Here is a 25,990-nt window from a genome sequence, read left to right on the forward strand (position 1 = left end):
CCTTCAGATTCCACCTCACGATGGACACCCTTGCCTTAAGCTATGGCTACTACTGCCTTCGCCATTCGGGACTTGAACCCTAGAGATAGCGCCCATGCTGGGCGCACCAAAAAGAACGCACTCGTAAGGGACGAATGCGTTCGTGGTACCACCCTCATACAGCCGCATAGCAAACAGCAGCGACTCTTCATTGGATAACGGGATTCTCATCCCGGCAGAGACTTTCTGTAATAGATTTGCCTCTGCAGCTCGCAAGTCTGGGACTGCTCAGTAGCTCATAGGAGCCTTACAGCCTAGGGCTCCCTCTCTGTGACGGACGCTGAACTGCGCATTATATCTTGGTCGGCGCTGTTGAATTTTGGAATAATGACTTTGAATCAACTTAATATACAACGCTCCGGAAGTCAAGCACATTAGGCTGGAGCAATAACGTTAATCATGACTATTAGCTAGCTGCTTGCTTGATTTGGCTTCAGCACCGCAGCTCCGAAGGCAATCAGCATGACTGCGAACAGGAGAAGAATCGTCAGGGGGAGCCAAATATCAATAATCGTTCCGCCTCCTCCCAGACGATCCACGGCTTGAATCGCCCATTTCTGAGGGGTGAAATTAGCCAGCTTCTGCATGAAGTCAGGCATCATCGACAGGGGCCAGAAGCAGCCGCTGATCATACAGGATGGCGTAATAAATAGGTTGTTGATTTGACCAAGCTGTGTACTATTCTTCACCAAGCCGCCAAGAAGAGAAGCAAGCCCCACTGCTGCAAGCAAGAAGCATTCCAGTACGATGAGCAGTGAGCCGAACGCAACGTCGTTCATAAACCCGAAGCCAAAGTACGTTAAGCTAAGCAATATGAGCAGCTGGAGGGTGCCCACGAGCAAGCTTCCCATAAAATTTCCAGCCGCGATGTCAATTGAACGAATTGGCGCCGCATACATGCGCGCCATGGTCCGCTGCTCCCGATCCTCCATAATGAAACTGATGGATTGGCTGACAAGCAGCATGACGAACATCAGCATAATACCGATCATCTCCGGATGAGAGAGCGTCTTGCCGAGCTTCATTTCCTCCTCAACATAGCCAACCTTATTGCTGGCCTCTTCTTCCAGAAGCTTCGCAAGCTTCACGGAATCATAGCCAGACCCCGAACTGCTTATGATATGAACTGCTGCGGCCAGCTGATTGGTCTCCGCTTCAAGCCTTGTAATCAAGGATGCATTCCACAGTTGTTCATTCATACGATAGACGGTTGCTTGCGGCCTTTTGCCAGCAACCAGTTGATTCGTGTAATCTGCTGGAATGAAGATGGCAGCATCCGCTTCTCCACCCTTCACTACAGCTATAAGCTCTTCCTCTGTAACGTCTGGGGCTTCTTGAACCTCATATAAGTTCTCATTCATCAGCGAATTGGCTATAGAAGCCCCCAATATTCCCTCATCCTGATTATTCAATAGTATAATGGCCCTCTGGCTGCCAGAGCCTGCGAACAGACCTGCGATAACAGCCAGCAGTATAGCCGGCAAGACCAGATTAAGAATGATTCCGCGCCTTGATCCCATCGTTCGACGAATCAGATGGACAGCAATTTGAATAGGATTACGCACGGCGATTCACCACCTTCGGCAGCCTAACTGCTGCAATAATGAACAGAGTAACAGCAATAATAGCAAGCACCCCAATATCATCCCATACACCTGAGAGGTCGTTCCCATTCATAATGGCACGCAGACTCTTGTTCGACCAGTAGTTAATCGTGAACTTGCCTGCACTCCCGATAACAGAATCAATATCAGCAACCATCCCTCCGCTAAGAAAGGTCATTGTGAATGCGGCAATTCCGAATAGGGTTTGTGTTGTCTTGACCGTACCTCCAATAGAAGCAATGGTGATAGCAAGACCTAGTCCCGCTGCCGTTGTTAAGAAACAGATAAGCGCGATCCAGCCAAATCTCCCGCCCCAATCCACTCCGTATACATAAGCCGTGAATGCGATAATAACGACAGCCTGCAGAACGGCCAGCATCGCTGACCCGGTTATAATCCCTAATACAACTCGATAAAAAGGCTTAGGGATCGCATAAAGCCTTTGCAGCGTCCCATTCTTCTTTTGTTCCAACAAGGAGATGGCTCCCGTCATACCTGCATACAAGAGGAACATAATCAAATAAGCCGCTGAATAGTACTGCATCGAGGATACCGATTTAAACACATCACGCTCCCCCGCTTCCAAATTTCCAACCCTCACAAGAGAAGCTCTGTCTTCATCTTCTCCCGCCGAATTACTCATTGGAGCTGTACCGAGCGTTGAATAAGCAGCCAGCTGAAGCTTCACATTAGCCATGTAGCTGTCCACAATCGCTCTCGCTGCTATATTCCGTTCTTCATAACGCCCAGGATAAGTTCGCCAGCTGACCGCTTCTCCTGACCTTACCTTATCTGAGTACTCCTTCGGAATGATAATACCGTAGTCCGTCTGTCCCTCGCGCAGCCAGTCCTTCACCTGCTGCTCAGAATCAGCTTGAGTAACATGAATATAAGGCCGAATAGACTCACTAGTCAGGAAAACAGCAGCGTCCTCCGCCATTTCACCTTGATCTGCGGCATATACAGCTACCTCTGCTGGTCTAATTTCCGAGTTGAAGGCACTCCCTAATAAGAGAATAAGCAATAACGGCAATCCAATTAATAACATAAGCACAGATCGCATCCGGCTTAATCTCAATAGCTCATAGCTCGCAGCTGTCCACCATTCACGCATGACTTATCCTCCTATTCATCGCGCAGGCTGCGCCCTGTCATTTGTAGAAATAAGGATTCCAGATTCGGCTCTACACGTGTCAGTCTACGTAGCAGAACACCATGCTTGTGGAGAATGAACAATAAATCCTGAAGAATAGAGGGAGAATCCTTCACCGTTACCTCCACCAGCTTGCCCTCTTCCCGCTTCTCCAGCTGTTTCACACCAGGATGCTCAAGCATTTCATCGAACGCTACCTCATAATGACGATCAATCTCGAATACGAGCTTTTCCTCTTGTCCCGACTGCCGTTTCAACTGCTCCTTCGAGCCGCATGCAATCAGCTTGCCTTTGTCGACGATCCCAATTCTAGAACAGATAGCGTCAACCTCTTCCATGTAATGACTTGTATAAATAATAGTGGAACCGAGCCGGTTCAGCTCTTTCACAGATTCTAGAATGTGATTACGTGATTGCGGATCAATGCCCACCGTTGGCTCATCCATTATAATGAGCTTAGGACGATGCGTAATCGCACATGCTATATTCAATCTTCTTTTCATCCCACCAGAGAAGGTAGCAGGCTTATCCTTTGCTTTCTCCAGCAAACCAACGAACTTCAATGCTTCGTCTACTCGCTCCTGCAGCAGCTTCCCTCTTAATCCATACAGCTTAGCAAAAAAAGTTACGTTCTCTCTTGCTGTCAGACCTTCATAGATCGCAAGCTCTTGCGGAACCAGTCCAATCTGGCGTTTCACCTCAAGCGGCTCCTTCCGAATGGAATGACCACCTACTGTAATATCGCCCGCAGTCATATCCAGCAATCCCGACAGCATGTGAATGGTCGTACTCTTGCCAGCGCCATTCGGTCCGAGCAGTCCGAAGATTTCTCCCTCGCCAATATCGAATGTTAGGTGATTCACCGTTAGTGCCGTATCGTATTTCTTAACGACCTCGCGAAATGATACCAGACTCATTTTCCTCATCCTTCCAATGTTTCATTTGTCTTCATTGTACCTCCCTTCCTCGAGAAGATCAGCTCTACAAAGTCATGTATTGCAGGTGACTTAAGTCACCTCTTATGCCATGCATTGTCATTCTGCTGTCGTACCTCTAATCAGGGTTGTGCTATAATGAAGCAAATTCAGTTGCGGGAGCTTATCAGAGATGAACCTACTGCTATACCGAATTCGAATTCTGCTTATTGTCGCACCAGCGACCATTACGATCATATCCACCCCGATTAATACGTACGCCGCATATACCAGCTTCATTCTGCTCGCCTTGATTGGAACGAAGGCTGGAAGTTTCTATCCTGCCGCCTCCAGACTGCTTCTCTTCGTCGAGCTCATTGGTTTTGGATGGCTGTCTCATGTCTATGGCGGCGTGTTGTTCCTGCTGATCTTCTCTACCTTGATTGGAGCATTCTGCAGCAGGCCACAGCCCAGCGCATCCGCAGCCTGGACGATAGGCGGTGCTGTCATACTCCTGATAAGCCTCCCTGGTCGAGAACCAGAAGTCATAACGACTGCCTTGCTGCTATGGGCTGTTACGGCTGCGGTCCTCTATGCGGCTAACCAATATGAGGGCAGGCAGCATAAAGTAGAGGATTTATATGAGGCATTAGCACAAAGTCATGAAGAGCTGGAGTCCGCCAGGCGGAGGATGCTTGAATACGCCTCTCAGATTGAGCAATATGCTCAGACAGAGGAACGCAATCGAATAGCCAAGGATATTCATGATGATCTGGGGCACCGGCTTATACGGGTCAAAATGATGTCAGAAGCCGCCCTTCAGCTGTTCCATTCCGACACGGATCGTGCACATAAGCTAGTCGAGCAAATAAGAGATCAGCTGCAAGACAGCATGGAGCGGATGCGACGTACGGTTCGCAGGCTTGCCGCACCAGATGAAAGCGATAATCGCCGTTATGCCCTGGATCGCCTTGTCGCTGAATCTGGGGAGTCTCTCGGCATAAAGGTGCTTTTTGAAGTGAGAGGCATCCCAAGGCCCCTATATCCAAGCTTAGAGTTTATTCTGTTCAAGAACGCGCAAGAAGCGATTACGAATGCCTTGCGGCATGGTGAAGCTACAGAAGTAGCCGTCATGCTTGATTTCCGAGCAGACAATATCGCCTTAACCATCTCCAATAATGGCACTGTGCCTAGAGAGCCTATTGAGGCCGGACTTGGCATGAAGGGGATGCGCGAGCGAATTGCACTCATAGGAGGCAAGCTCGAATGGCAGGCTGGAGATCAATTCTCCGTTACAACGATTATGCCTCTACTAGGGTAATAGGTTGTTCCTGTCAGACTAGCAAATAGGAGGAATCAAACAGGTGATTCAAGTATTAGTCGTAGATGATGATCCTTTTATTCGAGAAAGTATGCAGCTTATATTGGATCTGGATGAACAATTGCATGTCGTTGGCACTTGTGCCAACGGACATGAGGCTGTGAACTTCGCACAGCACAATCACATTGATGTCGTGCTTATGGATATCCGCATGCCGATCTGTGACGGTGTTGAAGGAACGAAGCTCCTGAAGAAGCTTGAGAAGCCCCCTGCTGTCTTGATCTTAACGACCTTTGACGATGATGAATATATCGCTCAGGCAATTCGCAACGGTGCCAATGGCTATCTGCTCAAGAATGTTCCGCCAAGTCGAATTATTAGCGGAATCAAAACCGTTCATGAGGGCTCACTTCTTATCCATCCCGAAATCGCACGCAAGCTGGCGGGCATGATTGAGCAGCCCCGTACTGGCAATGCCCCGAATGCTGTTCACGATTCAGCGATTAAGGATCTCTCTCCCTTCGGCTTAACAGCAGCCGAGCAGCAGATTGTCCAGCATATTGCCGATGGACAGTCGAATAAAGAGATTGCAGCGTCGCTATTCTTGAGCGAGGGCACGATCAAAAATTACATTTCAGAAATACTAGATAAGCTTGAGCTTCGCGACCGTACACAAATTGCTATTTTTTATTTGAAATTACCTAACTAGACGGAATAATTACCGACAAGGAGAATAAGAACATGACAACTGAAACAACGACTACAGACTTCACTGGCTTCGCGCAATCCGACTTCGATACGTTCCAGCTTGAAGGCCTGGAGGAGCGGATGACCGCTATTCAAGAACGCATACAGCCTAAATTCCGTGCCATCGGTGAGAAGCTGACAGGCGACCTAGCTGCTCATGCAGGCAATGAAATGTTCTTGCATATTGCGAGACATGCACGCCGTACAGTCAATCCTCCCAAGGATACTTGGCTCGCTATCTGCGATAACAAACGGGGCTACAAAGCGCATCCGCATTTCCAGCTCGGCTTGTTCGACGATCATCTCTTTCTGTGGATGGCGCTTATCTATGAAGTACCGAATAAAAAACGCATGGCAGCCACCTATTTGAACCGTATAGATGAAGTTATGGCCGCTATCCCAAGTGACTACAGGCTGTCGCTTGATCATACGAAGAAAGAATCTACCCTAGTAGGCGAGATGTCAGAGCAGGAATTCAGAGATGCACTCATTCGCTTCCGCGATGTGCAGAAGGCTGAGCTGCTAATAGGCCGTCATATTGCTGCCGGTGACCCGCTTCTGAAGGATGGCGAGGCCCTGTTCGAGTTCGCTTCCTCCACCTTCGAGACGCTTATGCCCTTATATCGACTGGCTTATGAATAACCGCCTTTGAATGCATACACAAAGGGCTGCTTCGAATCATCCTTGGATGGTTCGAAGCAGCCCTTATTGTGTTGTTAGCCCTAGATTATTGCAGCTCAGCAGTCTTGACAGCTGCTGGCGTTACCGCAGAATGTCCAGCCCGGCGCTGCGAGCGTGACGTTCTGAAGAACAGCAATTCATAAATACATGGAACAATAATGAGGGTCAAGAATGTAGCAGCCGTTAGTCCGCCAATAACGACAATGGCTAGGCTCTGCGACACGATGCTGGAGGACTCATGAGAACCAAACACAAGCGGCAGCATCGCTGATATCGTCGCTATTGCTGTCATTACAATGGGACGCATTCTTGTCGTAGCCGCTTCGATCAGTGACTCGCGAATCGACATGGTCTTCTCGTTCTGCTTCACTCTATCAATAAGCACGATCGCATTCGTCACGACGATTCCAATGAGCATAAGGGCACCGAACATAGCTGTGAAGTCTGGTGTCACACGAGATACTAGCAGACCTACAACTGCCCCAATTGCTGCTAGCGGCAGAGAGAACATAATCGCTAGCGGAGCACGAAGCGTCTTGAATGTGAGCACCATAATCAAATATACGATACCAATGGAGATGAGTGCGGTTAATCCTAGATCAGCGAAATCACTGCTCTGATCAGCTGATGCTCCACCCACAGCCAAGCTCACTCCAGCTGCCAATTCAAGAGCATTAGCCTTTTCAGAAATCTCTGTGCCAATGATCGATAGTTTGCTCGGCTCCACATCAGCGGTAACTCGAATGTAGGCCTTACCTTCTTTATGATAATAGAGACTTGGCTCTTCTGATTTAACTAGCTTAGCTAAGGATGACACTTGAACTGGTCCTGCTGCTGTCATGACTGTCAGCTGCTTCAGCTCGGATTCCGAAGTCGGATTAAGAACAGGCTGAAGAATAACAGGCGTATCTCTTTCTTCCACCAATATAGATCCAATCGGGAGCGGATTCAGCAGACTTTGCAGCTGCATCGCTATATCCTGTCCTGCTGCCAGCGTCGGATCGACTTGGAAGCTATATACGGGCTTCAGCTGCTCCTGATTGCTCTGTACCTTCAGCACACCTTCAATAGGCTTAAGTTCAGCGATGAGCTTCTCTGCTGTCTGACCAAGCTGCTCTTCATCATCACCTGTTACATCGATGAAGATTTGTGATGAGCCTCCACCCATAATCAGATCAGTTGCTGTAGCAGCGAGATCGGCCTCACCATAGTTGGCCTTCTGACCTTTCACCGATTCAATAAATGCTTCAGCATCTGCACCCTCTTGGAGATCAACGATATAACTGATCAGCGTAGGAGAAGATACACCTCCGTATTGGGCTGCATCAGCACTATTGCCCATGGACATCATAACCCAATCAACGTCACTCTCACCGGTTAGGAAGGCTTCAAGCTTCTTCCCTTCCGCTAACACAGTGTCAGCTGGTGTATCGCTTGGATACTCCAATGACACATTGACATTCTCAGCGCTTGAGGAATCCAGCGCTCCTTTGGGCATTACGAAATAAGCGCCTAACGAGCCTACAAGCAGCAAGAGCGCAATCGTAAGAGGAACCCATTTCTTCTGCAGATTCCACCCTATGAACGCCGCGAAGCGTGGTGAACCCTTATGCACATGCTCCTTCGTATTCCGCAGCATGACAGCACTTAGCAGCGGTACGACTGTCAATGCGACAAGCAGGGATGCCAGCAGCGAATAAGCAACCGTCAGCGCAAATGGCAGCAGGAACGCTTGAAGCGAGCCCCGCAATAAACCCATCGGCAGAAATACCGCTACAGTTACTAGAGTAGATGCCGTAATAGCAGAGGCAACCTCCTTCGTTGCATCTGTAATTACCGCCACTGAGAAGGACTCTTTCTGAAGTCTTCTATAAATATTCTCAATGACGACGATACTGTCATCGACTAACCGCCCGACTGCAACTGCAACTCCCCCAAGCGTAATAATATTCAGCGATACACCAGACAAATCAAGCAAATACAACGTGATGCCTAGCGATAATGGTATGGATACGATCGTAACAATAGTCGCCTTGAAGTTACGCATGAACAGCAAGATCACAATCGTCGCGAATAATGCTCCTAACAGCACTTCACGAAGCATACTGTTGACGGAGGTCACGACAGATTCAGAGGTGCTTAGAATAACCGAAGCCTCAATTCCCCGTACATCTGTATTCAGCTTGGCTACAGCCTCTTCAATATTATTGCCAGCAGTTACCGCATTCGCATCAGCTGCCTTCGATATCGTGAACATTACCGCATCCTTGCCGTTCATCCGGCTTATGCTCTCTTGCTCCTTCGCCAGCTCCACCACCGCTACATCACTAAGCTTCGTGCCAGGTGCAACAGGCAGCTTGCGGAGCGTCTCCAGCTCTGTTATCTCATCATAAACGTTAATATTGCCTGCGGCTCCATCAATCGTCTTTTCGCCTATGGACGCTGACACTCCGCGGCCCTGCAGCACCCCCATCAGCGTCTGTACGGCTATTCCTTTCTCAGCCAGCTTACTCGTGAGCGGAGTAACATGAATCGTTGGCGTCGTCTTGCCGCTAACGCTAACCTGACCTGCACCTTCTGCCTTTTGCAGCTCTGTGGTGACCAGCTCAAGCTTCTCATCCTTCTCCTGTTCACTCATTCCATCCTCGAATGTCAGTGTAATCCAGCTAATCGGAATCATGGACGTATTGAATTGAACGACGAAGGGCTTCATCACACCTTCCGGCAGCTGTACGAGTGAAGTAGTCTTCTCCACTTCCTCTTTGGCCTCTTTCATATCCGTCTTCGAATCGAAATTCAGATTGATCTGGGCATATCCATTGCCAGAGGTGGAGAACATGTCCGTCTTTCCTTTGGTGAACGTTACTGCCTTCTCCAATGGACCGGTTACCAGCTGCTCCATCGACTTGGCATCATAGCCTGGTCCGATTACCGTAACCATAACCTGCGGGTTATCCGCCTCCGGCAAGAACCCCATCGGAAGCTTCAAATAGCTGACCACCCCCATAACCAGCGCCATGATCACAATTAGAATAATGGCTGCCTTATTGCGGAAAGACCATTCCGTCAACTTACTCATTTGTTTCCTGCTCCTTCTCCCCATACGGATTTCTTTGTTTTCGTCTTCATAAGCATAAAGGCTGGGAAAGTTTTGTAAAAAGGTCTGGAGGCGGTTCTTTGTTCACGCCTGAAGTCCGATAACAACCAAGACTTAAGACGGGGATTGAATGAGCGCGAGGCGACAATTACATTCATTATGAAAGGTCTGGCTCCATAGAAAGAGGCAGTCTCCTCAAGTCCATTGACTTGTTCGAGACTGCCTCTTTTGCGTTAAAGCTATGCTTTCTCAGTTACTAAGCTCTGATCTCTAATCACGTCCAGCTTGCGGAATCGGACGAGCAGCAGCAGCGCTGCTAGACATAGAATACCACCTGATACATACGGCAGACGTAAATCGTATGTAAAGAGGAATGTACCAGCTAGTGGCCCGATAATACGTCCCAGACTATCCATAGAAGAGCTTAATCCGGAAGCCACACCTTTGCCAACCGTTGTTTTCTGAGTAATCAGCGAAGTGACACAAGGCCGGATCAAGGCGTTGCCAATACCGAATACAGCAAGTGCTGTCGTCGCCCACCATAGCGAATGCGCACCGAGCAGCAAGAAGAACCCTATAGCCGAGATGACTAGCCCAATACCGATATACATCGACTCCTGGCCTGTCTTAATTTTGCGCCGAACGATGCCTCCCTGGACAAGCGCACCTACAAATCCGCATACAAAGAACAAGATACCGACCTGAAGCGGAGTAACATCAAAGCGTCTCATTCCGAAGAATTGCAAGGTTGCTTCCATCCCAGCAAGCGTGAAGGTAACGAAGAACGCCAGCACATACAAATATTTCAGCGGTCCCGTGAAGGCAGACCATCGCGATGGCCTAGGCTCGTTCGCAGAACGCCGCTGCTCTGGAGGCAGCGATTCCTTGAGCTTGATCCAAGCCAGAATAAGCGTAATGAGAGCTAGTCCAGCTGCAGCGTAGAAAGGTGTCTCTAGCGATACAAGACTGAGCAGACCGCCGAAGCCCGGACCAACGGTGAAGCCTAATCCGATGGACATTCCGACAAGTCCCATTCCTTTCGTTCGATACTCAGGCGGTGTAATATCTGCCACATAAGCTACAATGACGGAGGTAACTGCTCCAGAGAACAAACCACCGAGTACCCTTGATGCATACATTAACGTCAAATCACCGGAGGATAATCCGAATAAGAGGAAGCTTAATGCGAAGCCTGCTACGCCAATCAAGATGATTGGACGTCTGCCGATCCTATCTGATAGCCCGCCCCAAAAAGGCGATAGTATAAAAGATACCGCAGAATAGATAGCTAGCATGAAGCCGGTATGCTTTTCCGCACCTACAGGATCTGCCGCTTTAATGATTTCAGGCATAACTGGGATGATAATCCCGAATCCAATAAAGGTTGTCATTAATATAGCCATTACAATAAGTATTCGTTTGTCTTTCATCATGTCTTATCCCTCCAACAACTATCGTACCATAAGCCGCTGTCGCTTAGTTATGAACAAATGGAGAACAAATAATAGTGCCATAACTGCGCCGCTCAGCGCAAAAGGCATGTGCGGGCCGAAGCTGTCCCACAGTCTCCCGGACATAATCGAGCCCAGCACCATACCGAGACCTTCAATGGTTAGGAAGAAGCCCCATACCGCTCCACGCTCCTCTTTGGGTATCGCTTCTGCAATCAAGGCATTCCACGCCGGAATTATACAGGCATAGCCAATGCCGACAAGAGCAACGATGACAAGAACAGCAGGCAGCGACCTCGTCATCCCAAGCAGCGGCAGAGAGATGGCCGCCATAATGAACCCAGTATGTAGAATCCATCGGGTACCATAACGATCTACAAGCTTGCCAACAGGAATAAGCCCAAGCACGGTAACAGCTCCTCCTGCCACCAAGAACATGCTGTACTGCTGAGGTGATAGCTGCAAAACCGTCCTCGCATACAATGTCAATATAGGAGTCAGCAGCCCCAGCGCGAAATTCTGCGTGAACATCGCCGGGTATAGAAGCTTGCTCACATGGAGGGATTCGCGCAGCTTAACAAAATAGGCGTTAATCCGCTCGTAGAGCGACCTTTTAAACGCATCATGCCGTTGAGTCTGAGCTGTACGTTCTTCAGCTGCTATAGACTCAGACTTCTGATGTCGGATCGGCAAGAACAACGTGATGATTAAAGCTGCGACCATAGCTCCAATCAACACACGGAAGGCAATCGTGTACGAATTCGCAAGGAAGAAATTAATAATAATCGGGCCACAGCCAATACCTGTCAGCCACGACATATAGACGATGCTCATGACCGTCCCGCCTGCTTCCTTCCCCGCAACACCTGTTGCCCCCGTAATGACAGACGGCCATAGTGGCGATGTCCCAATGCCAAGCAGCAAGCACGCCGTTACAATCCAGCCGATATCATGCATGAAGGTGACGATCAAGACGGATAGGAAGGTAACAACCACTCCGAACAGCATCACATAGCGATAGCCGATTCGGTCAATCATCCAGCCTATTGGACTGCGGAAGGCATTATCCCCAATGTATAAGAGTGCCAGCGACCAGCCTACCGAATAAGCTGACAGGCCGAGTACCGACCCCATATATACGGGCAATATAGATACGACGAGCGCTCCCTTTACAAATTCGATAACGAACATAATGACGAGAAGCTGCATGACGAAGGGGGACTTCCACACCTTGTCCTTGCGTTTATTTAGAGCTATTGATTCATTCACAAGTTGCCACTCCAGTCGGGGAATAACCGCTCTCCAGCAAAATGAAGCTTGCATTCCCACTTGTTTTTGCTATACTCAACTTTGTTTGTACAATTGATGAAAGACGAAAGGCAGGGATGAAAGCAGTGGACCATAACAAAACCCCGCTCTTCAGCGCCCTCCGCCGCCATGCGGAGAATGATCCGGTACAATTCCATATTCCTGGTCATAAAAAAGGTCTGGGAAGCGATTCAGAATTTCGCGAATTTATCGGCGACAACGCGTTGTCGATCGATCTGATCAATATAGCTCCGCTTGATGACTTACATCAGCCGACCGGTGTTATTGAAGAAGCTCAGAAGCTGGCCGCTGACGCGTTCGGTGCCGACTATACTTATTTCTCCGTACAGGGAACGAGCGGTGCCATCATTACGATGATTATGACCGTATGCGCGCCAGGCGATAAGATCATCGTTCCACGTAATGTTCATAAATCCATTATGGCTGCTATTATTTTTGCCGGTGCTCGGCCTGTATTCATCTCTCCGGCACGCGACGCTGAGCTTGGTATCGATCATGGCATTACGACCCGCTCCGTGAAGCGGGCACTCGACAAGCATCCTGATGCCAAAGCCGTTCTCGTCATTAACCCGACTTATTACGGCATCTGCACCAACTTGAAGGAAATCGTTGACCTCGTGCACAGCTATGACATTCCCGTCCTAGTCGATGAAGCTCATGGTGTGCTGATCCATTTCCATGAGAAGCTGCCGATGTCAGCAATGCAAGCAGGCGCAGACATGGCTGCTACGAGCGTGCACAAGCTGGGCGGCTCTATGACACAAAGCTCGGTTCTGAATGTGCGCAAAGGCCGCGTTAATCCGCATCGTATACAGACGATAATCAGTATGCTGACAACGACCTCAACCTCGTATATCCTACTCGCCTCATTGGATACCTCGAGACGGAACCTAGCGATTAACGGCCATGATATTGCGGAGAAAGCTATCGAGCTTGCTGAATTCGCCAGGCAGCAGATCAATGAAATTCCAGGTTTGCACAGCTTCGGGGAGGAGATACTGGGCGGTGAAGCCACTTACGACTACGACCCGACCAAAGTATCCATCCACATCCGCCATCTTGGCGTTACTGGCTATGAGGTAGAGAACTGGCTTCGTGATCACTATAATGTGGAAATCGAAATGAGTGATATGTATAACATTCTTTGCCTAGTTACGCCTGGAGATACCTCTGATTCCGTCAATAAATTAATTGAATCGCTTCGCGGGCTGTCCGAGCATTTCCATGAAGGCGCTGAAGCTCGTGAGCTTGTTGTCAAAATTCCAGATATCCCACAGCTGTCACTCACACCTCGTGATGCCTTCTATGGAGAGACAGAAGTTCTGCCATTTAAGGAGTCTGCCGGACGGATTATTGCCGAGTTCATCTATGTCTATCCGCCAGGCATCCCGATTCTACTGCCTGGTGAAGTTATTTCTCAGAAAAATATTGATTACATTGTGGATCATGTTGAGGTTGGATTGCCGGTCAAAGGCCCGGAGGACCGCAGCATTCAATTCGTTAAAGTTATTGTAGAAGAAACGGCCATCTCCTAAGTAAATGAGATTACACTCCAGCATAACGCCGGCTATAGCCGCCTATTCATAGGCAGCTCAGCCGGCGTTATTTTATACCCAGATAGAGGATTCCACTTATTGTAAAAGGAAGAATGCCCATGCTATGATGGGATTGGAGGTGGGATGAATGAGTCAGAGCGCTTTCATTAAGCTGGTACAAGGCTCCACAGTAACCGAGCTCCCGCTGGAGCAGTTGAAGGAGAAGCTGCTGCAATACCGTGAACAGACTGCTCTTACTGGCAAGCAGCTCGATTGGAATTATTCTGAAGCGGCTTTCCCCTACACGATCGAAACGAAGGAAGATGACAGGTGGTTTTATTTGAAAGGCTCTAATCCTTTATACAAATATATGATTTGGGGCCATGGGGACAGCTTGTCAACGATACAAGTTGTCCTGCCTGAGGAAGCTACGCACGGAGATAAAGCAAAGGCAAATGAGCTGTGCAAATACTTGGCTAAGCAGCTGCAGGCAGCACTTACGATGTTCAATGGTCGAACGATTTATTATAACCCGCGCAAATAATCAATTTACACAAAAAACACCTGCCTGTACGAGGATTATGCAGCTAGTGTGCACTCCTGTATATGGCAGGTGTTGTTCAATGCTTAGAATTAACTACTCTTTGGATTCGTTCTCTGTGCGAGCAATCTCTTCATAAATCGCTGTTACGCGATCCCATTCCTCATCGTCTTCAATTCCGACCAAGAATGCTTCTTCATTCTCTTCTTCAATACGGAAAATAACGCCGTCCGCTTCCGGATCATTGCGATCCAATAGTACCGCGTACACTTTATTTTCCGATTCAAACGTATACACCATGACCATTTCACGTTCCTGGCCCTCGTCGTCCGTTACTATGAACACATGCTCTTCATGATCATGATCTTCTCCGCAGCCGCAGTCTGCACCATGTTGATGTTCACTCATGCGATATACCCCATTTCAGTTATAAATACATACCTTACGTATCGTACCATGAGTCTGTAGTCCGGTCAAACGAAAACACCCCCAGTTCTTCATATAGAAGCACCAGAGGCATTCGAACATTATTGGGAGGTAATGAGCTTCTCAGAGACGACTGTCCAATCTTCCGAGGAGCTAGTCTTCAAATAAAATCGAACCGCATACTTGCCTGCATACTCGAAGTTGTACTTAATGTCTTCGGTACGATACCAGAAGTTATCCTTGGTAATATTCACAGTCTGTGATTGAATAACCTTCTCGGTGCCGTATGGGTCTGTAATGGATACTTTAACTGCTGATACAGCGGTCGTTAAGTTGTCGATCTGTGAGAGAACATTGAAGGTATAGCGATTTCCTTTATCTACGTTACCGAATACAACCTTATCCTGGAACAAAATCATATGCACATTGGGCTTATATAGCGTTGCTTTTTTACTCTGATTGTCCCAATTCACAACTGCCTGCAGACCACTTGCGATCTGCCTTAGCGGCAAATAGGTTTTGCCGTCTACAATAATACCGCCCTCATCAAGCTCACCACCGTTGAGAATGACCCGCACCTTCTGTGTTGCCGCATCAGCGAACATCAAGGTTCCTCCGCACACCGACAGCAAGAGAAGCAAGATAGCTACTTTCTTGTACTTCATATCTGAAAACCCTCCATCCGGTTTGTCTGGATGTTAGGTTATACTCACTGCTTCATTCAAAGTTGCGCGAATCGTTGAACTTTTTTGAAGCTGCGATTCGCGCCGAATTTGTCATACCTTGCCTATTGCTGCGCTTTCCCGGGAAATGTCTCTATTACCCATACGTACGAGTCAATACACAAGGGACTCCTTTGCCAACCGCGCCTGGCTCCTTCATCCGTTCCCAATAGCTAATTCCCCGCTCGCAAGGTGTTTTACATACGGCGCAAGTGCTGGAGAGCACTAATTTGTAGTGGTACTGCTTCCTGTCACTGGACACCTTTTTTTTCTTAGCGGTCTTGCCCTTCCCTTTGCTCATCTTATTCCTGCCCCTCTCCGCCATAACGCTAATGCATTATATGTTCATCCGGGCGAATGTGCATCTGGGGTTTGTATGGATTCCGTACATTTGATACATTGGAATAAGATAATTATAGACGGAGGTTAGTTATGAAGATCACGATGTTAGGGACAGGCAGTGCTTTTGCCAAAAAATACAACAATAACAACGCATTAATTGAAGTTAACGATTATAAGCTGCTGGTGGACTGCGGCATAACGCTTCCGAGAGCACTGCATACAGAGGGGCTCTCCTTCCATGAGCTTGATGCCGTTCTCATCAGCCACATTCATGGTGATCATGTTGGCGGGTTAGAAGAATATGCTTTCCAAATGATGTTCGTTCATGGCAAGAAGCCTGTCTTATTCATCGCTTCAACGCTGGTGGAGCCGCTATGGGAGAACACGCTTAGAGGAGGGTTAACTCAGGGGCCTTTGAACGCATTGGAGGATTTCTTTGACGTTAGACCTCTAGAGGAAGATGTGGAAGCCACAATAGCCCCTGGATTGTCTGTGAAGCTGATTCGGACTGAACATATCGAAGACAAGAACAGTTATTCCTTGCTATTCAATCGCACTTTCTTCTATTCGGCGGATATGAAATTTAACGGTTCCCTTCTGGAGGAGCTGGTGGCAAATGGTGTCCAGGCCATATTCCATGACTGCCAACTGCAGTCTCCGGGCGTCGTACATGCGAGCCTAGAAGAACTTATGACCTTGCCTGAAGCGATTCAATCAAAAGTGAAGCTGATGCATTACGGGGATACTATGGAGGAATACAAGGGACATACGGGCGCTATGCAGTTCGTCCAGCAGAATCTCACCTACGATCTATAGCATGCCAAAAAGAGCGGGCACCAGCAGCTCCCAGCGCTGCAGCACCCGCTCCATATAACCTATGCTAGAATAGTGGAAGCTGATCCAAGTTGTTTGTTGGATCGCCATCCGCATCACCGCGAATATAAGTCTCTCCGTCTCTTCCTTTGAATGCATTAACGCCAGCGATCTGGCCAGCTTGTACTTCTTGAAGGGCTGTCTGATAATCAAGTATCCGGCCTGAGGACGTCTTGAATGAAGTCAGGTCCCCGTCTCCGCTTTTTTGCACGGCAACAATCTGTTCGCGTTGAACGTTCGAACTCTCGAATGGGCTCACCGTATACACTCTCCCTATTAGTTGGACAGGTCATATGCACACCCGCCCGAATGGCATCAAAAAGTAGCATGCCCGCCCCCCCTCATCCTTATTCAAGCCTATTAAAAAAGCCTGCAATAGCAGACAATACCGTCACCGATATATCCGCACAGCAGACTTATCCATTCCTTAGTCCTAGTCCTTGCGTGGCAGCTTCCTCATCCATACGAACTGCTCATCATAGGTGAAGGAATCTTTACGAATAAGCTCTGCCGTGCAAGTGATTACGACTGCAACAACACCTAACAGACCAATAACCCACATCGTTAGAATAGCATATCCCTCTGCCATATAGCTCCTCCTCAAAGTTTTGCGTAGCAAAACTAACTTCGTAAGCATGAGCTTCGTTTTGCGTAGCAAAACTTACTTCGTAAGCATGGGCTTCGTTTTGCGTAGCAAAACTAACTTCGTAAACATCGAGTTCTTAAGGCTTATATATATGTATGCGTGACTAGGATTCTCCATACTGCATTCTGTTTGTTCCGTTCACAAAAAAATCACAAGTTTGCATCATGATCGCTCCTCCCGCCCATACTATTACGGGTTTCGAGCTTCAACACCATACCTACGAAATGGAGACAACTTGCTTATGGTCGATAATCTCAGCAGTGACTACAATTGCTCTAACGCATCCTCCGATCTACCCGAGCTGTTGCAACAGCTTGAAGTAGCTCCTTCGAGGGGCATACGGACAGCAGCAAGCAAGAGGAAATCAATCGCCTCCAGAATCAGATTCAGTTCATTCGGAACAAATGCGATATCCCGCATCAGTCTTAGACTGCTGTAAATAAGCGTATTAAAAAGGGTTTGCCTGGAAGTAGTAACTATCTACTTCTGGGCAAACCCTCTTATCCTGCTGCCATCCACTAGATAGTAACATTCATGATGTAAAATACTATTCTGTTGAACGTTAAAGTTAGACCCTCGTAATATTATTTGTCTATCAAGGCTTCTGACGGATGGGGATCGAATCAATGACCCCTACCGTGTCAAGATTGAGGCGCTCATTGCCTACCAATACTAATGTGCTCAAAAACCGCATATTTAAAGGCTTTTCTCCTATTGTTTCACGCATCTCCAGCAACATCACAACACGAGTGTGCCTTAAATCAATAGAATCTAATCATTATTGTCCTTGTACATATCGCCGGCAAACAGTCTTACTGATATCGGTGGCCTTAGTGCAAAGGCTGTTTGATTGACTTCTATGAGATCGGTGGTTAGCTTTTTATAGTCCATTTTGAAGATTCCTTCCATGTATTTCTGATATCGCCTGAATATTTAAAGGTACTCTCGGGTAAATTACTTTGGATAAACTTAAACAAAGGAGAATTATTATGACCCGGTTAGAAAAAGATAGTGATTTAGAATTAGATGAACCAAAGAATCAAATCATAGTCATAAAAAGATACAGACACTACTCCAAAGTCTGGTTATGATTATATTTGGGGAAGTGATCAAGACGAGCTAGTTGAAGACAAGGAAGGTTAAGCGTAGATTTCCCTTACATTTATTTTAAATATTAAAGTACGGGAGTGATAGATTGTGCGAGAAACAGGACTAACTGAACTTACTGGATTGACAGGACCTCAGGGGCTCCTGGACCACCTGCCGTGACCGGTATGGTCGGTTTAACTGGTCCAGCAGGACCCGGAGGAGAACTTGGTGCAGGCGATTGCCCGGGACTGCTTGGCCGAGAGCATCGCGCCATAAACGGTCGTATGTACACTGGCAAGAGGTAGCAAAGCAAAACGGAGTTTCTGACAATACCTTTTATGCTCTAGTGAATCAACACGCTGGGAGCCAGAGAGGGCGGCAACGACGCCGCTCCTCGATGCTCAAGCAATCGCAGCAGCTGCAAGATGGAAGATCCCAAGGGAAATTGTTGAGCTCGCAAAGCAAAATCATTTGCAACGTATAAGAGCCGAATCTATCAATCTGGCTGGAACATGATGTGCCCCCCAACGGAAACAGGTTTGGACACACAAACAAGTCTGCGCATATGTGCTAAGACGGTGCAAAGATGTGCACGATGAGAACCAAACGCAATTTTCTTTGTCAGGAAGAGGTGATTTAAAGAAGAATTATGCCAGTCGGATAGCTGTTAAAGATAAATTTGAATATAAGGCTGTTCCTCCTGAAAGAACCACTACCCGCACGGAGATGGCATTACCAGCTGCAACAGATACTTGCCTTACAGCTGCAACAGTAGTAAGTGTATTGTCGGGCAACACTACCTGGAAAGGCGGTGCAATAAATGTGACGCCATTCATAATTGCCATGGAAATGAAAGGTGTACTTGTAAGTTGTTGAAAAGTACCATCAAATGTAATTTGGTATACTCCTGCATTAACAAGAGTAAGGGAGTTTGTAGCAGTATCTGCAATTATATTGGATGATGGGCCACTAAATTGAAAGTCTAGATTCGCCCCTACGATTACTTGCTTTTCTATACTGTCTGCAAATAATGATCCATATGCAAACACTGGTCCCGGAGGACCAGCTGGACCAGTTAGTCCAGTTGAACCAGTTAATCCAGTTAATCCAGTCAGTCCAGTCTGACCAGTTAATCCATCTTTACCCACGCTTATCACCATCCTGAAAGGAAATTAAGATAATTATATGTTAGAGATGAATTTTAAGTGATGGTAATAGCCTAATAGTATTTAATATGTTTTTACTTTCACACGACATTGTAGTAAACAAATTACTTTCAAAGAAGCGAATACCTAAATGACTCCTACGACTATCACTTCAATAATTTAAATCCTATTAGGAAGTATGTCCCACTTTCTGTCACAAATGAAACTAAAATAAGGCTAACCTCAATTTTATGAAGAAAACCTACTTTGGTATTTTAGTTCATATTCTTCTCTTACCTTGTCTGATAGTTTTATGACACATTCCTTAATCTTAGTACTTAGACCATTAGCTTTTGCACACATCAGCTTAGACGACCTTATAGTGGCGATATCGTTTAGCTTCATAGTGAAATGGGACACGTCTTGCAACATAAGCAATGCCCCCTGATATGCCCCCCCAATAACCTAGAGAGTTTTTCCGGGAATTATAGACAACAAAAAAACCCTTATAGAATAAGGGTTTTACATTGAGAAATGGTATAGGACGGATGGGGATCGAACCCATGACCCCTACCCTGTCAAGGTAGTGCTCTCCCGCTGAGCTACCGTCCTGCAACAGAAATTATAATACCATAAATTAATAATTGAAATCAAGCGTTTTTTTCGACTACATATACCGACTAAGCAGTTCTAATCGATTCCACCATTTTCTTATAGGAATATCCTTTTTAATGAGGTAAAATATAACAAAATAAAGAATAAGGATGGTTACCTATGGATGTATTCTTCATCATTATATTCCTATTCGCATTCTTATGGATTATTATTTCACTAATCATGAAAGACAATCGGAATAAGAATACCAGCAGAAAAAGACGCAGCGGACAAGATTCCTTCTTCTTCTCAGACTCGACCGCGAGCAATCATGATAAGCATCACGGTCATCATCACCACCATAACGACCACTCTCACGATCATGGCAGCAGCAGCGACGGGGGCGGTAGTGATGGCGGGGGCGGCGGCGGCGGCGATTGATTCCCTTCTCCCATTCAACTCTATACAGAATTTGCCGATATAGAGGTTGGAGGTGATCAGACAAGATGGATATCGCAGCATTATCAACTTCACTAAGCCAAGCCTCATTGTCGCAAGCAGCTTCTATTAAAGTATTGTCGATGGGCAAGCAGCAGATGGAGCAGCAAGGTCAGGGACTAATCAAAATGATGGAATCAAGTGTAAATCCGAACGTAGGTAACAATTTGGACATTAAGGTGTAAGCTAGAACGGTAAGAATCTCCTCCTGCTAGGGAAGTGATTCTTGCCGTCTTTTATTTTTTGCTAAATTTTGTGCAACAATATGGCGCTGTGCTCCGTCAGACTACATGCATAGCAAAATTTCAGAAGAGGTGATACCCATGAAGAAAAAACCACTACTTATTCTAGTAATGGCTGCGCTCTTAATCTTGACTCTGGGACAGACTGTCTCGGCATTCAGTGACATTAAAAATGATCCGAACGAACAAAAAATTGCTGCACTGCAGAAGCAAGGTATACTAAGTGGCGAGAAGGACGGCAAGTTCAATTCTAGAGGCAAGCTGACTTATGCTTCAGGCATCTCTATGCTGGTCAAGGGCTTCGGCCTCAACATTGACAATCTGCGCTTCATCAAAGCGCCAAAGGTCACTGACAACTATACCAATCTCAAGGACGACGCATGGTACTCTGATGCCATCATTATCGCACACTACAACGGATTGGAAATTCCGAAGGATGTAAAAGCAGAAGACGAAATGACACGTGAGCAATTCGCCCATCATTTATTCAAAGCCATTGCCAAGCAAGGCGATTATGCTTTCATCGAGATGTTCATGCTCATAAATGACGAGAAGGATGTCAATGCTGATTATATGGACAGCATCCAGAAGCTTCTAATCAGCAAGATCGCGAGCCTAGATGAGAAACAAAACTTTTATCCAACAACAGCTATTACGCGCGGAGACGCTGCAGCTTGGCTCCATGACGGGCTTGCATTCGTAAGCGACACCCCGCCAGTAACGACAGAGGAGCATCCGAACTTGAACTTAAAGCTTGATGTTACAGCTGTTAATGATGAAGTGAACAAGGTGACGATTACGGGTCAAGCTCCTCACCCTGGTTATGGCCTTCGCATTGTATCCATCAGCTTCGAGGATAGTCAAGCTGTAATCCACGCCGAAACTGTTCAACCTGACCCTGATAAAATGTATCCTCAGGTTATCACTGACATCCAAGTAGTAACTTATGTAGACGCGGCGCTTAAGCCTGTGCTATTCAATCCAGATCAACCAGTCAGCAGCAGCGCTGAATAGTAATCCAAAGCCTCTTATTCCGACCAGTCGGCATAAGAGGCTTTTTCGTTTCGTTAATAATATGTTCAAAGCCATTCACTCTGTCTCTCCAACTTCAGGGACTCTCCAGTCAATCTCCGGGCTTCCAATGCTGCGTAGGTATTCATTCGTTCTTGAGAACGGACGGCTGCCGAAAAAGCCCTTACGAGCCGCAAACGGGCTCGGATGCGGTGATTCGATAACATAATGCTTGTCCGCTTGAATAGCTCCTGCCTTCTGCTGGGCATGCTTGCCCCACAGGATGAACACAACAGGCTTGTCACGCTCATTCAGTGCTGCAATAATGCGATCGGTGAATCGTTCCCAGCCAAGTCCCTGATGGGAACTCGGAGCTCCCTCTTCCACCGTTAATACGGTATTCAAGAGCAGCACCCCCTGCTTAGCCCAGTTGAGCAAGGATCCATGCTCTGGAATCGGACAGCCTAAGTCCTCATGAAGCTCTTTATAGATATTTTTGAGTGATGGCGGAATCTTAACACCTGGCTGTACGGAAAAGCTAAGCCCGTGTGCCTGCTTAGGCCCATGATACGGATCTTGTCCAAGTATGACGACCTTCGTTTGTTCATAGGAGGTACATTGAAGGGCATTAAAAATATGTGATCGATCCGGATAGATCGTCTTGGACTCGTACACCTCTGTCAAAAAAGCGTTCAGTTGCTCATAATAAGGCTCATTCAGCTCATCTCCAAGCACTTGCTCCCAGTCATTCCCCGTTGCAATTACCAATGTAACTACCTCCTATTTGCGACCGAAATCAGCTCGGATTTCTCCCCACTCTTCGGTATTCCATTTCACAACCTTATTCTCATAGCTATTCGTGTGGAGCCACTTCGTAGCCCAATCTGTCAGTTCCCATATTTGTTTTGTTGAGGAATCTCGTTTGAGTGTAGAGGCGACCTTCTTGTTACGAAGCCAGCTTAATGCCGTTCTGGAATCGCTATAGATGGTCTGCTTACTCCCTTTCTTCTTCAAATAATCCAGCGCATGTACCACAGCGATAAATTCACCCAGATTATTCGTACCATTCGGTATAGGGCCTACATAGAACAAAATATCACCAGTCTGTGTATCAACGCCTTTATATTCGACCGGGCCTGGATTGCCGCGCGTACCCACATCTACAGAGATACTGTCGTAATCAATAGCTTGCTCGCTAGCAGGCACTGCCTGCTTCTTGACGCCCATTGACGGCTTCCCCTTGCTTGCAGTTGAACCTGTACTTGAAGATTTACCTTGCCCCCAATGGCTCTTCCAGCCATCCCTATACGCAGCAGCAGCTAGCTCCTTTGTCTCGTAGGATTTGTACTTGGCTTCTGGATAGCCGTTGACCTGCTCCTGACATTCCTTCCAAGTCCCATACACTCCCGGCTGCTTCCCAACCCATACAACATAATGCTTGCTTGCTGCCATTGTTAGACTCCCGCCTTCTTCTCTAGTATGTATAAAGTAAAAACCCCTTCATCTTGACTTATGCAAGTCATGAGAAAGGGGTTTGTTAGTCCAGTAAGTCATTCCTTACTATTAGACTATGCATGTACTTATTTGGGTGAATCTGATTCGTATTTACTGACCTATTAGGTAAGCAGTAAAAGGAATGGTGCCGAGGACGGGAATCGAACCCGTACGGTGGTCACCCACCGCAGGATTTTAAGTCCTGTGCGTCTGCCAGTTCCGCCACCCCGGCATGTGTGATGTTTGTTTCAAATGGTGGGCCCTGAGGGACTCGAACCCCCGACCAATCGGTTATGAGCCGACCGCTCTAACCAACTGAGCTAAGGGCCCTCGCAAACGTCCGAATGACGTTTAATCGAAAGGTTGGTTGCGGGGGCAGGATTTGAACCTGCGGCCTTCGGGTTATGAGCCCGACGAGCTACCGGGCTGCTCCACCCCGCGACGTATCCATTTGGTAAAAACATCTTTTTGAAATGGCGACATCAATTAATATACAATATCCGCTATTATATAGTCAAGCATTTTATTGAATTAATATAGAAAAAAATGTACGCACCCTTTGCATACGTGCATTTCAGATGAGCTGTCCTTGCATTTATGGTAGAAAACGAACGCCATAGCGCCCTTTTCGTGAACGGAATACTTCAATCTCCTGCGGGCATTCGTAGCCATATACCCACCAATCATTCTCCATTCTTCGAACTAGACAGCCGGCTTGGAACTTCGTTTCATACAGCCTGACCCAATAGATCCATCTCACGATTGCTATCCCCCCTCGCCACTTAGATTACCCCAAACTCGGATAAATCAAGCAGAATTGCCATACTTAATTTAACCTCTCCAGAGCTTTGTATACTTAGGGTGGCCCTATGAATAAAAGACCCGTATAAGGCCTTTAGGCGCCTTATACGGGTCTTCTTACATGATCTAGCGTGCTATGGCCTCCACTGAAACTTCATCAGTTGCCGGCTCCTCCAGAGGCATAGGCTCTATGATGCCGCCTCCGTCTCCTTCAGTGCCAGTCGTTGGAGCGTTCTTCAATTTCTCTAATACGACATTGCCCTTTGTTTCCCATTCCTGCAATGCTTCTTTGGCAGTTTTATCGCCCTTAATGACTTGCTGGAATAGTTCATAAGCTGGCTGCTGCGCTTCCCAGATGCCTTGTTTCTCACGCATCAGCTTCTCAGCATCAGAGCTTTGTGGTGGAATTGGCTGTAGTGTTGTGAATGCCTCAACATTATAGCTCATTCCATCCTTAGGCTGTAAAAACTCCTTGCGTGATACAAGCTCATACGTACTCCGGGATTTCAGCTCCGCCCATTCCTTGCTGTTCGTGAATTGAATGAACTTCCAAGCATCTTCCGCATTTTGTGCGTTCGCATTAATACCCATCAGCTGGCTGAAGTACACATTGCCGCCAACATTCGGATTGCTAGCATGGGTAGGAGGTGTAACGACATCCCACTCGAACGGCTCGAAATCTTTAATTTTAGTTGCGTTGTTCATCGTGTTTTTAATTTCATTAATATATCCGTATTCGGCAACCGTCATCGCTACTTTACCACCCAAGAACAAATCACCTTGGACAGGGTTATAATACATGGAATCTCCGCTTGCTGCTGCAATTTTCTCTTGAATAGCACTCATGTCTTCTTGGCTTGGTGTGATTTTTTCCTTGTAGAGATTAGCTACTGTAGTCCAGACAGCTTCCCATTGGTCCGTGTTCACAAGCATCTTCTCGCCTTTGTCATCCCACATCTTGAGCTGAAGTGGAGCGCTATAGGTCTGAGTATCGTAGAAGCCATCCCCTGCCCAGCGATTAATGGATAGACCGAACGTACGATCAGCACCTTCACCCTTGCTTACTTGACGAGCTTTGTTGATAATATCATCCCAAGTCATTTTATCAGTAGGAGGCTCAATTCCTGCATCTGCAAAGATCTTCTTGTTGTAATAAAGAGCAGAAGCTGTGAATGTCGGCGTTAGTGCATAAATATTGTTATCGCCAGCCGATTTGATACCGTCAAGTACAGCTGGTACATAATCGCTTAGGTCGAATTTGCTCTGTTGAATGAGCGGATCAAGCTGCTGCAGCAGGTTATCCTGAGTAAGACGGCGCAGCATGCTGTAATCCAGAACAACCACGTCAACCGGATTCTGACCAGTCAGCAGCTCCTTCATCTTCTCATAAGGATCAGGCTGTGTCGTGCTGCCGTCTGGTCCCGGTGTTTCATAGCGTTGGTCATTGTAATTAATGGCGTTCACAATTTCGAACTCGACACCAGGATTCAACATTTCATACATGTCTGTATACTGCTGACGGAAGTAAGGATCATTATCAGAGCTGCCATACAATACCCCAATACGCACAACGCTCGTTTCACTTGAGCTTTCTGTACCTTTGCTGCATGCTGCCAATAGCGTTATGGCCATCGTCATTAATAAAGTGAGTGCAACCCATTTCTTCACTTGTTTCCCTTTTACCCCATTATCCAT

The 25,990-nt window shown here is 47.1% G+C and carries 26 protein-coding genes and 4 tRNA genes; 9 read left to right on the forward strand and 21 right to left on the reverse strand.

Going from position 1 to position 25,990, the window contains the following annotated elements; translation table 11 throughout:
• Positions 1-449: 449 nt before the first annotated feature.
• The 3 genes from AC6ESP_RS15810 to AC6ESP_RS15820 are packed head-to-tail and all read right to left on the reverse strand — an operon-like array spanning position 450 to position 3,713.
• A complete protein-coding gene (locus AC6ESP_RS15810; RefSeq protein ID WP_497097691.1) occupies positions 450-1,604 on the reverse strand; it encodes an ABC transporter permease in 1,155 nt (384 codons plus the stop codon).
• Positions 1,597-2,757, reverse strand: coding sequence for an ABC transporter permease (locus AC6ESP_RS15815; RefSeq protein ID WP_497097692.1), 1,161 nt, complete (start codon positions 2,755-2,757; stop codon positions 1,597-1,599). Before AC6ESP_RS15815 ends, AC6ESP_RS15810 begins: the two co-directional genes overlap by 8 nt.
• Positions 2,758-2,768: 11 nt before the next feature.
• Positions 2,769-3,713: an ABC transporter ATP-binding protein gene (locus AC6ESP_RS15820; protein ID WP_497097693.1), complete on the reverse strand. Its 945-nt coding sequence runs from the start codon at positions 3,711-3,713 to the stop codon at positions 2,769-2,771.
• 190 nt (positions 3,714-3,903) lie between these two features.
• Here AC6ESP_RS15820 and AC6ESP_RS15825 point away from each other — a divergent pair, with 190 nt between their 5' ends.
• Genes AC6ESP_RS15825 through AC6ESP_RS15835 form a run of 3 tightly spaced genes read left to right on the forward strand, consistent with a single transcriptional unit; the run spans position 3,904 to position 6,420 of the window.
• Complete coding sequence (locus AC6ESP_RS15825; protein WP_497097694.1) at positions 3,904-5,031, forward strand: sensor histidine kinase; 1,128 nt, start codon at positions 3,904-3,906, stop codon at positions 5,029-5,031.
• A 43-nt stretch (positions 5,032-5,074) separates the two neighbouring features.
• Complete coding sequence (locus AC6ESP_RS15830) at positions 5,075-5,740, forward strand: response regulator transcription factor (RefSeq protein ID WP_497097695.1); 666 nt, start codon at positions 5,075-5,077, stop codon at positions 5,738-5,740.
• A 32-nt stretch (positions 5,741-5,772) separates the two neighbouring features.
• Positions 5,773-6,420, forward strand: a complete 648-nt coding sequence (locus AC6ESP_RS15835; protein WP_497097696.1) for a YktB family protein — start codon at positions 5,773-5,775, stop codon at positions 6,418-6,420.
• A gap of 85 nt (positions 6,421-6,505) precedes the next feature.
• Here AC6ESP_RS15835 and AC6ESP_RS15840 read toward each other — a convergent pair whose 3' ends face one another.
• The 3 genes from AC6ESP_RS15840 to AC6ESP_RS15850 all read right to left on the reverse strand — a co-directional run bounded on the left by AC6ESP_RS15840 (position 6,506) and on the right by AC6ESP_RS15850 (position 12,276).
• Positions 6,506-9,538: an efflux RND transporter permease subunit gene (locus AC6ESP_RS15840; protein WP_497097697.1), complete on the reverse strand. Its 3,033-nt coding sequence runs from the start codon at positions 9,536-9,538 to the stop codon at positions 6,506-6,508.
• A gap of 257 nt (positions 9,539-9,795) precedes the next feature.
• Positions 9,796-10,986 (reverse strand): MFS transporter, encoded by a 1,191-nt coding sequence (locus tag AC6ESP_RS15845; RefSeq protein ID WP_497097841.1) that lies wholly within the window; start codon positions 10,984-10,986, stop codon positions 9,796-9,798.
• A gap of 21 nt (positions 10,987-11,007) precedes the next feature.
• Positions 11,008-12,276, reverse strand: a complete 1,269-nt coding sequence (locus AC6ESP_RS15850) for an MFS transporter (RefSeq protein WP_497097698.1) — start codon at positions 12,274-12,276, stop codon at positions 11,008-11,010.
• 125 nt (positions 12,277-12,401) lie between these two features.
• Here AC6ESP_RS15850 and AC6ESP_RS15855 point away from each other — a divergent pair, with 125 nt between their 5' ends.
• Complete coding sequence (locus AC6ESP_RS15855; RefSeq protein WP_497097699.1) at positions 12,402-13,871, forward strand: aminotransferase class I/II-fold pyridoxal phosphate-dependent enzyme; 1,470 nt, start codon at positions 12,402-12,404, stop codon at positions 13,869-13,871.
• 148 nt (positions 13,872-14,019) lie between these two features.
• Positions 14,020-14,415 (forward strand): DUF1885 family protein, encoded by a 396-nt coding sequence (locus AC6ESP_RS15860; RefSeq protein WP_497097700.1) that lies wholly within the window; start codon positions 14,020-14,022, stop codon positions 14,413-14,415.
• A 93-nt stretch (positions 14,416-14,508) separates the two neighbouring features.
• Here the strand turns inward: AC6ESP_RS15860 and AC6ESP_RS15865 are convergent, their stop codons facing one another.
• The 3 genes from AC6ESP_RS15865 to AC6ESP_RS15875 all read right to left on the reverse strand — a co-directional run bounded on the left by AC6ESP_RS15865 (position 14,509) and on the right by AC6ESP_RS15875 (position 15,861).
• Complete coding sequence (locus AC6ESP_RS15865) at positions 14,509-14,820, reverse strand: DUF1292 domain-containing protein (protein WP_497097701.1); 312 nt, start codon at positions 14,818-14,820, stop codon at positions 14,509-14,511.
• A gap of 119 nt (positions 14,821-14,939) precedes the next feature.
• On the reverse strand, positions 14,940-15,503 hold the full coding sequence (locus tag AC6ESP_RS15870; RefSeq protein ID WP_497097702.1) for a stalk domain-containing protein: 564 nt from the start codon (positions 15,501-15,503) through the stop codon (positions 14,940-14,942).
• A 154-nt stretch (positions 15,504-15,657) separates the two neighbouring features.
• Positions 15,658-15,861 (reverse strand): hypothetical protein, encoded by a 204-nt coding sequence (locus AC6ESP_RS15875; RefSeq protein ID WP_497097703.1) that lies wholly within the window; start codon positions 15,859-15,861, stop codon positions 15,658-15,660.
• Positions 15,862-15,992: 131 nt separating this feature from the next.
• Here AC6ESP_RS15875 and AC6ESP_RS15880 point away from each other — a divergent pair, with 131 nt between their 5' ends.
• Complete coding sequence (locus AC6ESP_RS15880; protein WP_497097704.1) at positions 15,993-16,718, forward strand: MBL fold metallo-hydrolase; 726 nt, start codon at positions 15,993-15,995, stop codon at positions 16,716-16,718.
• Between the two features lie 64 nt (positions 16,719-16,782).
• Here the strand turns inward: AC6ESP_RS15880 and AC6ESP_RS15885 are convergent, their stop codons facing one another.
• The 5 genes from AC6ESP_RS15885 to AC6ESP_RS15905 form a co-directional block, all read right to left on the reverse strand.
• On the reverse strand, positions 16,783-17,034 hold the full coding sequence (locus tag AC6ESP_RS15885; protein ID WP_497097705.1) for a DUF3892 domain-containing protein: 252 nt from the start codon (positions 17,032-17,034) through the stop codon (positions 16,783-16,785).
• Between the two features lie 174 nt (positions 17,035-17,208).
• Positions 17,209-17,364, reverse strand: a complete 156-nt coding sequence (locus AC6ESP_RS15890; protein ID WP_497097706.1) for a hypothetical protein — start codon at positions 17,362-17,364, stop codon at positions 17,209-17,211.
• Positions 17,365-17,685: 321 nt separating this feature from the next.
• A complete protein-coding gene (locus tag AC6ESP_RS15895) occupies positions 17,686-17,841 on the reverse strand; it encodes a hypothetical protein (RefSeq protein ID WP_497097707.1) in 156 nt (51 codons plus the stop codon).
• Positions 17,842-19,157: 1,316 nt separating this feature from the next.
• Positions 19,158-19,658 (reverse strand): hypothetical protein, encoded by a 501-nt coding sequence (locus AC6ESP_RS15900; protein ID WP_497097708.1) that lies wholly within the window; start codon positions 19,656-19,658, stop codon positions 19,158-19,160.
• A 537-nt stretch (positions 19,659-20,195) separates the two neighbouring features.
• A tRNA-Val gene (locus tag AC6ESP_RS15905) sits at positions 20,196-20,267 on the reverse strand.
• A 162-nt stretch (positions 20,268-20,429) separates the two neighbouring features.
• On the opposite strand from AC6ESP_RS15905, the gene AC6ESP_RS15910 reads away from it, so the two are divergent.
• The 3 genes from AC6ESP_RS15910 (at position 20,430) to AC6ESP_RS15920 (ending at position 22,003) form a co-directional block, all read left to right on the forward strand.
• Positions 20,430-20,690: a YxzE family protein gene (locus AC6ESP_RS15910; protein WP_497097709.1), complete on the forward strand. Its 261-nt coding sequence runs from the start codon at positions 20,430-20,432 to the stop codon at positions 20,688-20,690.
• A gap of 65 nt (positions 20,691-20,755) precedes the next feature.
• Positions 20,756-20,932, forward strand: coding sequence for a YjfB family protein (locus AC6ESP_RS15915; protein WP_497097710.1), 177 nt, complete (start codon positions 20,756-20,758; stop codon positions 20,930-20,932).
• A 138-nt stretch (positions 20,933-21,070) separates the two neighbouring features.
• The gene (locus tag AC6ESP_RS15920) at positions 21,071-22,003 is read left to right on the forward strand and encodes an S-layer homology domain-containing protein (RefSeq protein ID WP_497097711.1); all 933 of its coding nucleotides are present in this window, start codon (positions 21,071-21,073) and stop codon (positions 22,001-22,003) included.
• Between the two features lie 75 nt (positions 22,004-22,078).
• On the opposite strand, the gene AC6ESP_RS15925 is transcribed toward AC6ESP_RS15920, so the two are convergent.
• The 7 genes from AC6ESP_RS15925 to AC6ESP_RS15955 form a co-directional block, all read right to left on the reverse strand.
• Entirely contained in the window at positions 22,079-22,768 is a 690-nt protein-coding gene (locus tag AC6ESP_RS15925; RefSeq protein WP_497097712.1) for a uracil-DNA glycosylase, read from the reverse strand.
• A gap of 12 nt (positions 22,769-22,780) precedes the next feature.
• Positions 22,781-23,452, reverse strand: coding sequence for a ribonuclease H (gene rnhA / locus AC6ESP_RS15930; RefSeq protein WP_497097713.1), 672 nt, complete (start codon positions 23,450-23,452; stop codon positions 22,781-22,783).
• A gap of 185 nt (positions 23,453-23,637) precedes the next feature.
• Positions 23,638-23,726: transfer RNA gene (locus AC6ESP_RS15935), tRNA-Leu, on the reverse strand.
• A 21-nt stretch (positions 23,727-23,747) separates the two neighbouring features.
• Positions 23,748-23,824, reverse strand: a tRNA-Ile gene (locus AC6ESP_RS15940).
• 34 nt (positions 23,825-23,858) lie between these two features.
• Positions 23,859-23,935, reverse strand: a tRNA-Met gene (locus AC6ESP_RS15945).
• A gap of 154 nt (positions 23,936-24,089) precedes the next feature.
• Complete coding sequence (locus AC6ESP_RS15950) at positions 24,090-24,254, reverse strand: hypothetical protein (protein ID WP_497097714.1); 165 nt, start codon at positions 24,252-24,254, stop codon at positions 24,090-24,092.
• 167 nt (positions 24,255-24,421) lie between these two features.
• The gene (locus tag AC6ESP_RS15955; protein WP_497097715.1) at positions 24,422-25,990 is read right to left on the reverse strand and encodes an ABC transporter substrate-binding protein; all 1,569 of its coding nucleotides are present in this window, start codon (positions 25,988-25,990) and stop codon (positions 24,422-24,424) included.

It is taken from the genome of Paenibacillus xinjiangensis (assembly GCF_059686975.1).

What these genes read in the sequence shown, in the direction of transcription:
- AC6ESP_RS15815 (WP_497097692.1), bottom strand. Translation starts at nt 2,757, where the DNA reads ATGCGTGAATGGTGGACAGCTGCGAGCTATGAGCTATTGAGATTAAGC.
- AC6ESP_RS15820 (WP_497097693.1), bottom strand. Translation starts at nt 3,713, where the DNA reads ATGAGTCTGGTATCATTTCGCGAGGTCGTTAAGAAATACGATACGGCA.
- AC6ESP_RS15825 (WP_497097694.1), top strand. Translation starts at nt 3,904, where the DNA reads ATGAACCTACTGCTATACCGAATTCGAATTCTGCTTATTGTCGCACCA.
- AC6ESP_RS15835 (WP_497097696.1), top strand. Translation starts at nt 5,773, where the DNA reads ATGACAACTGAAACAACGACTACAGACTTCACTGGCTTCGCGCAATCC.
- AC6ESP_RS15840 (WP_497097697.1), bottom strand. Translation starts at nt 9,538, where the DNA reads ATGAGTAAGTTGACGGAATGGTCTTTCCGCAATAAGGCAGCCATTATT.
- AC6ESP_RS15845 (WP_497097841.1), bottom strand. Translation starts at nt 10,986, where the DNA reads ATGAAAGACAAACGAATACTTATTGTAATGGCTATATTAATGACAACC.
- AC6ESP_RS15860 (WP_497097700.1), top strand. Translation starts at nt 14,020, where the DNA reads ATGAGTCAGAGCGCTTTCATTAAGCTGGTACAAGGCTCCACAGTAACC.
- AC6ESP_RS15865 (WP_497097701.1), bottom strand. Translation starts at nt 14,820, where the DNA reads ATGAGTGAACATCAACATGGTGCAGACTGCGGCTGCGGAGAAGATCAT.
- AC6ESP_RS15870 (WP_497097702.1), bottom strand. Translation starts at nt 15,503, where the DNA reads ATGAAGTACAAGAAAGTAGCTATCTTGCTTCTCTTGCTGTCGGTGTGC.
- AC6ESP_RS15875 (WP_497097703.1), bottom strand. Translation starts at nt 15,861, where the DNA reads ATGAGCAAAGGGAAGGGCAAGACCGCTAAGAAAAAAAAGGTGTCCAGT.
- AC6ESP_RS15880 (WP_497097704.1), top strand. Translation starts at nt 15,993, where the DNA reads ATGAAGATCACGATGTTAGGGACAGGCAGTGCTTTTGCCAAAAAATAC.
- AC6ESP_RS15890 (WP_497097706.1), bottom strand. Translation starts at nt 17,364, where the DNA reads ATGGCAGAGGGATATGCTATTCTAACGATGTGGGTTATTGGTCTGTTA.
- AC6ESP_RS15895 (WP_497097707.1), bottom strand. Translation starts at nt 17,841, where the DNA reads ATGCGGGATATCGCATTTGTTCCGAATGAACTGAATCTGATTCTGGAG.
- AC6ESP_RS15910 (WP_497097709.1), top strand. Translation starts at nt 20,430, where the DNA reads ATGGATGTATTCTTCATCATTATATTCCTATTCGCATTCTTATGGATT.
- AC6ESP_RS15915 (WP_497097710.1), top strand. Translation starts at nt 20,756, where the DNA reads ATGGATATCGCAGCATTATCAACTTCACTAAGCCAAGCCTCATTGTCG.
- AC6ESP_RS15920 (WP_497097711.1), top strand. Translation starts at nt 21,071, where the DNA reads ATGAAGAAAAAACCACTACTTATTCTAGTAATGGCTGCGCTCTTAATC.
- rnhA (WP_497097713.1), bottom strand. Translation starts at nt 23,452, where the DNA reads ATGGCAGCAAGCAAGCATTATGTTGTATGGGTTGGGAAGCAGCCGGGA.
- AC6ESP_RS15955 (WP_497097715.1), bottom strand. Translation starts at nt 25,990, where the DNA reads ATGGATAATGGGGTAAAAGGGAAACAAGTGAAGAAATGGGTTGCACTC.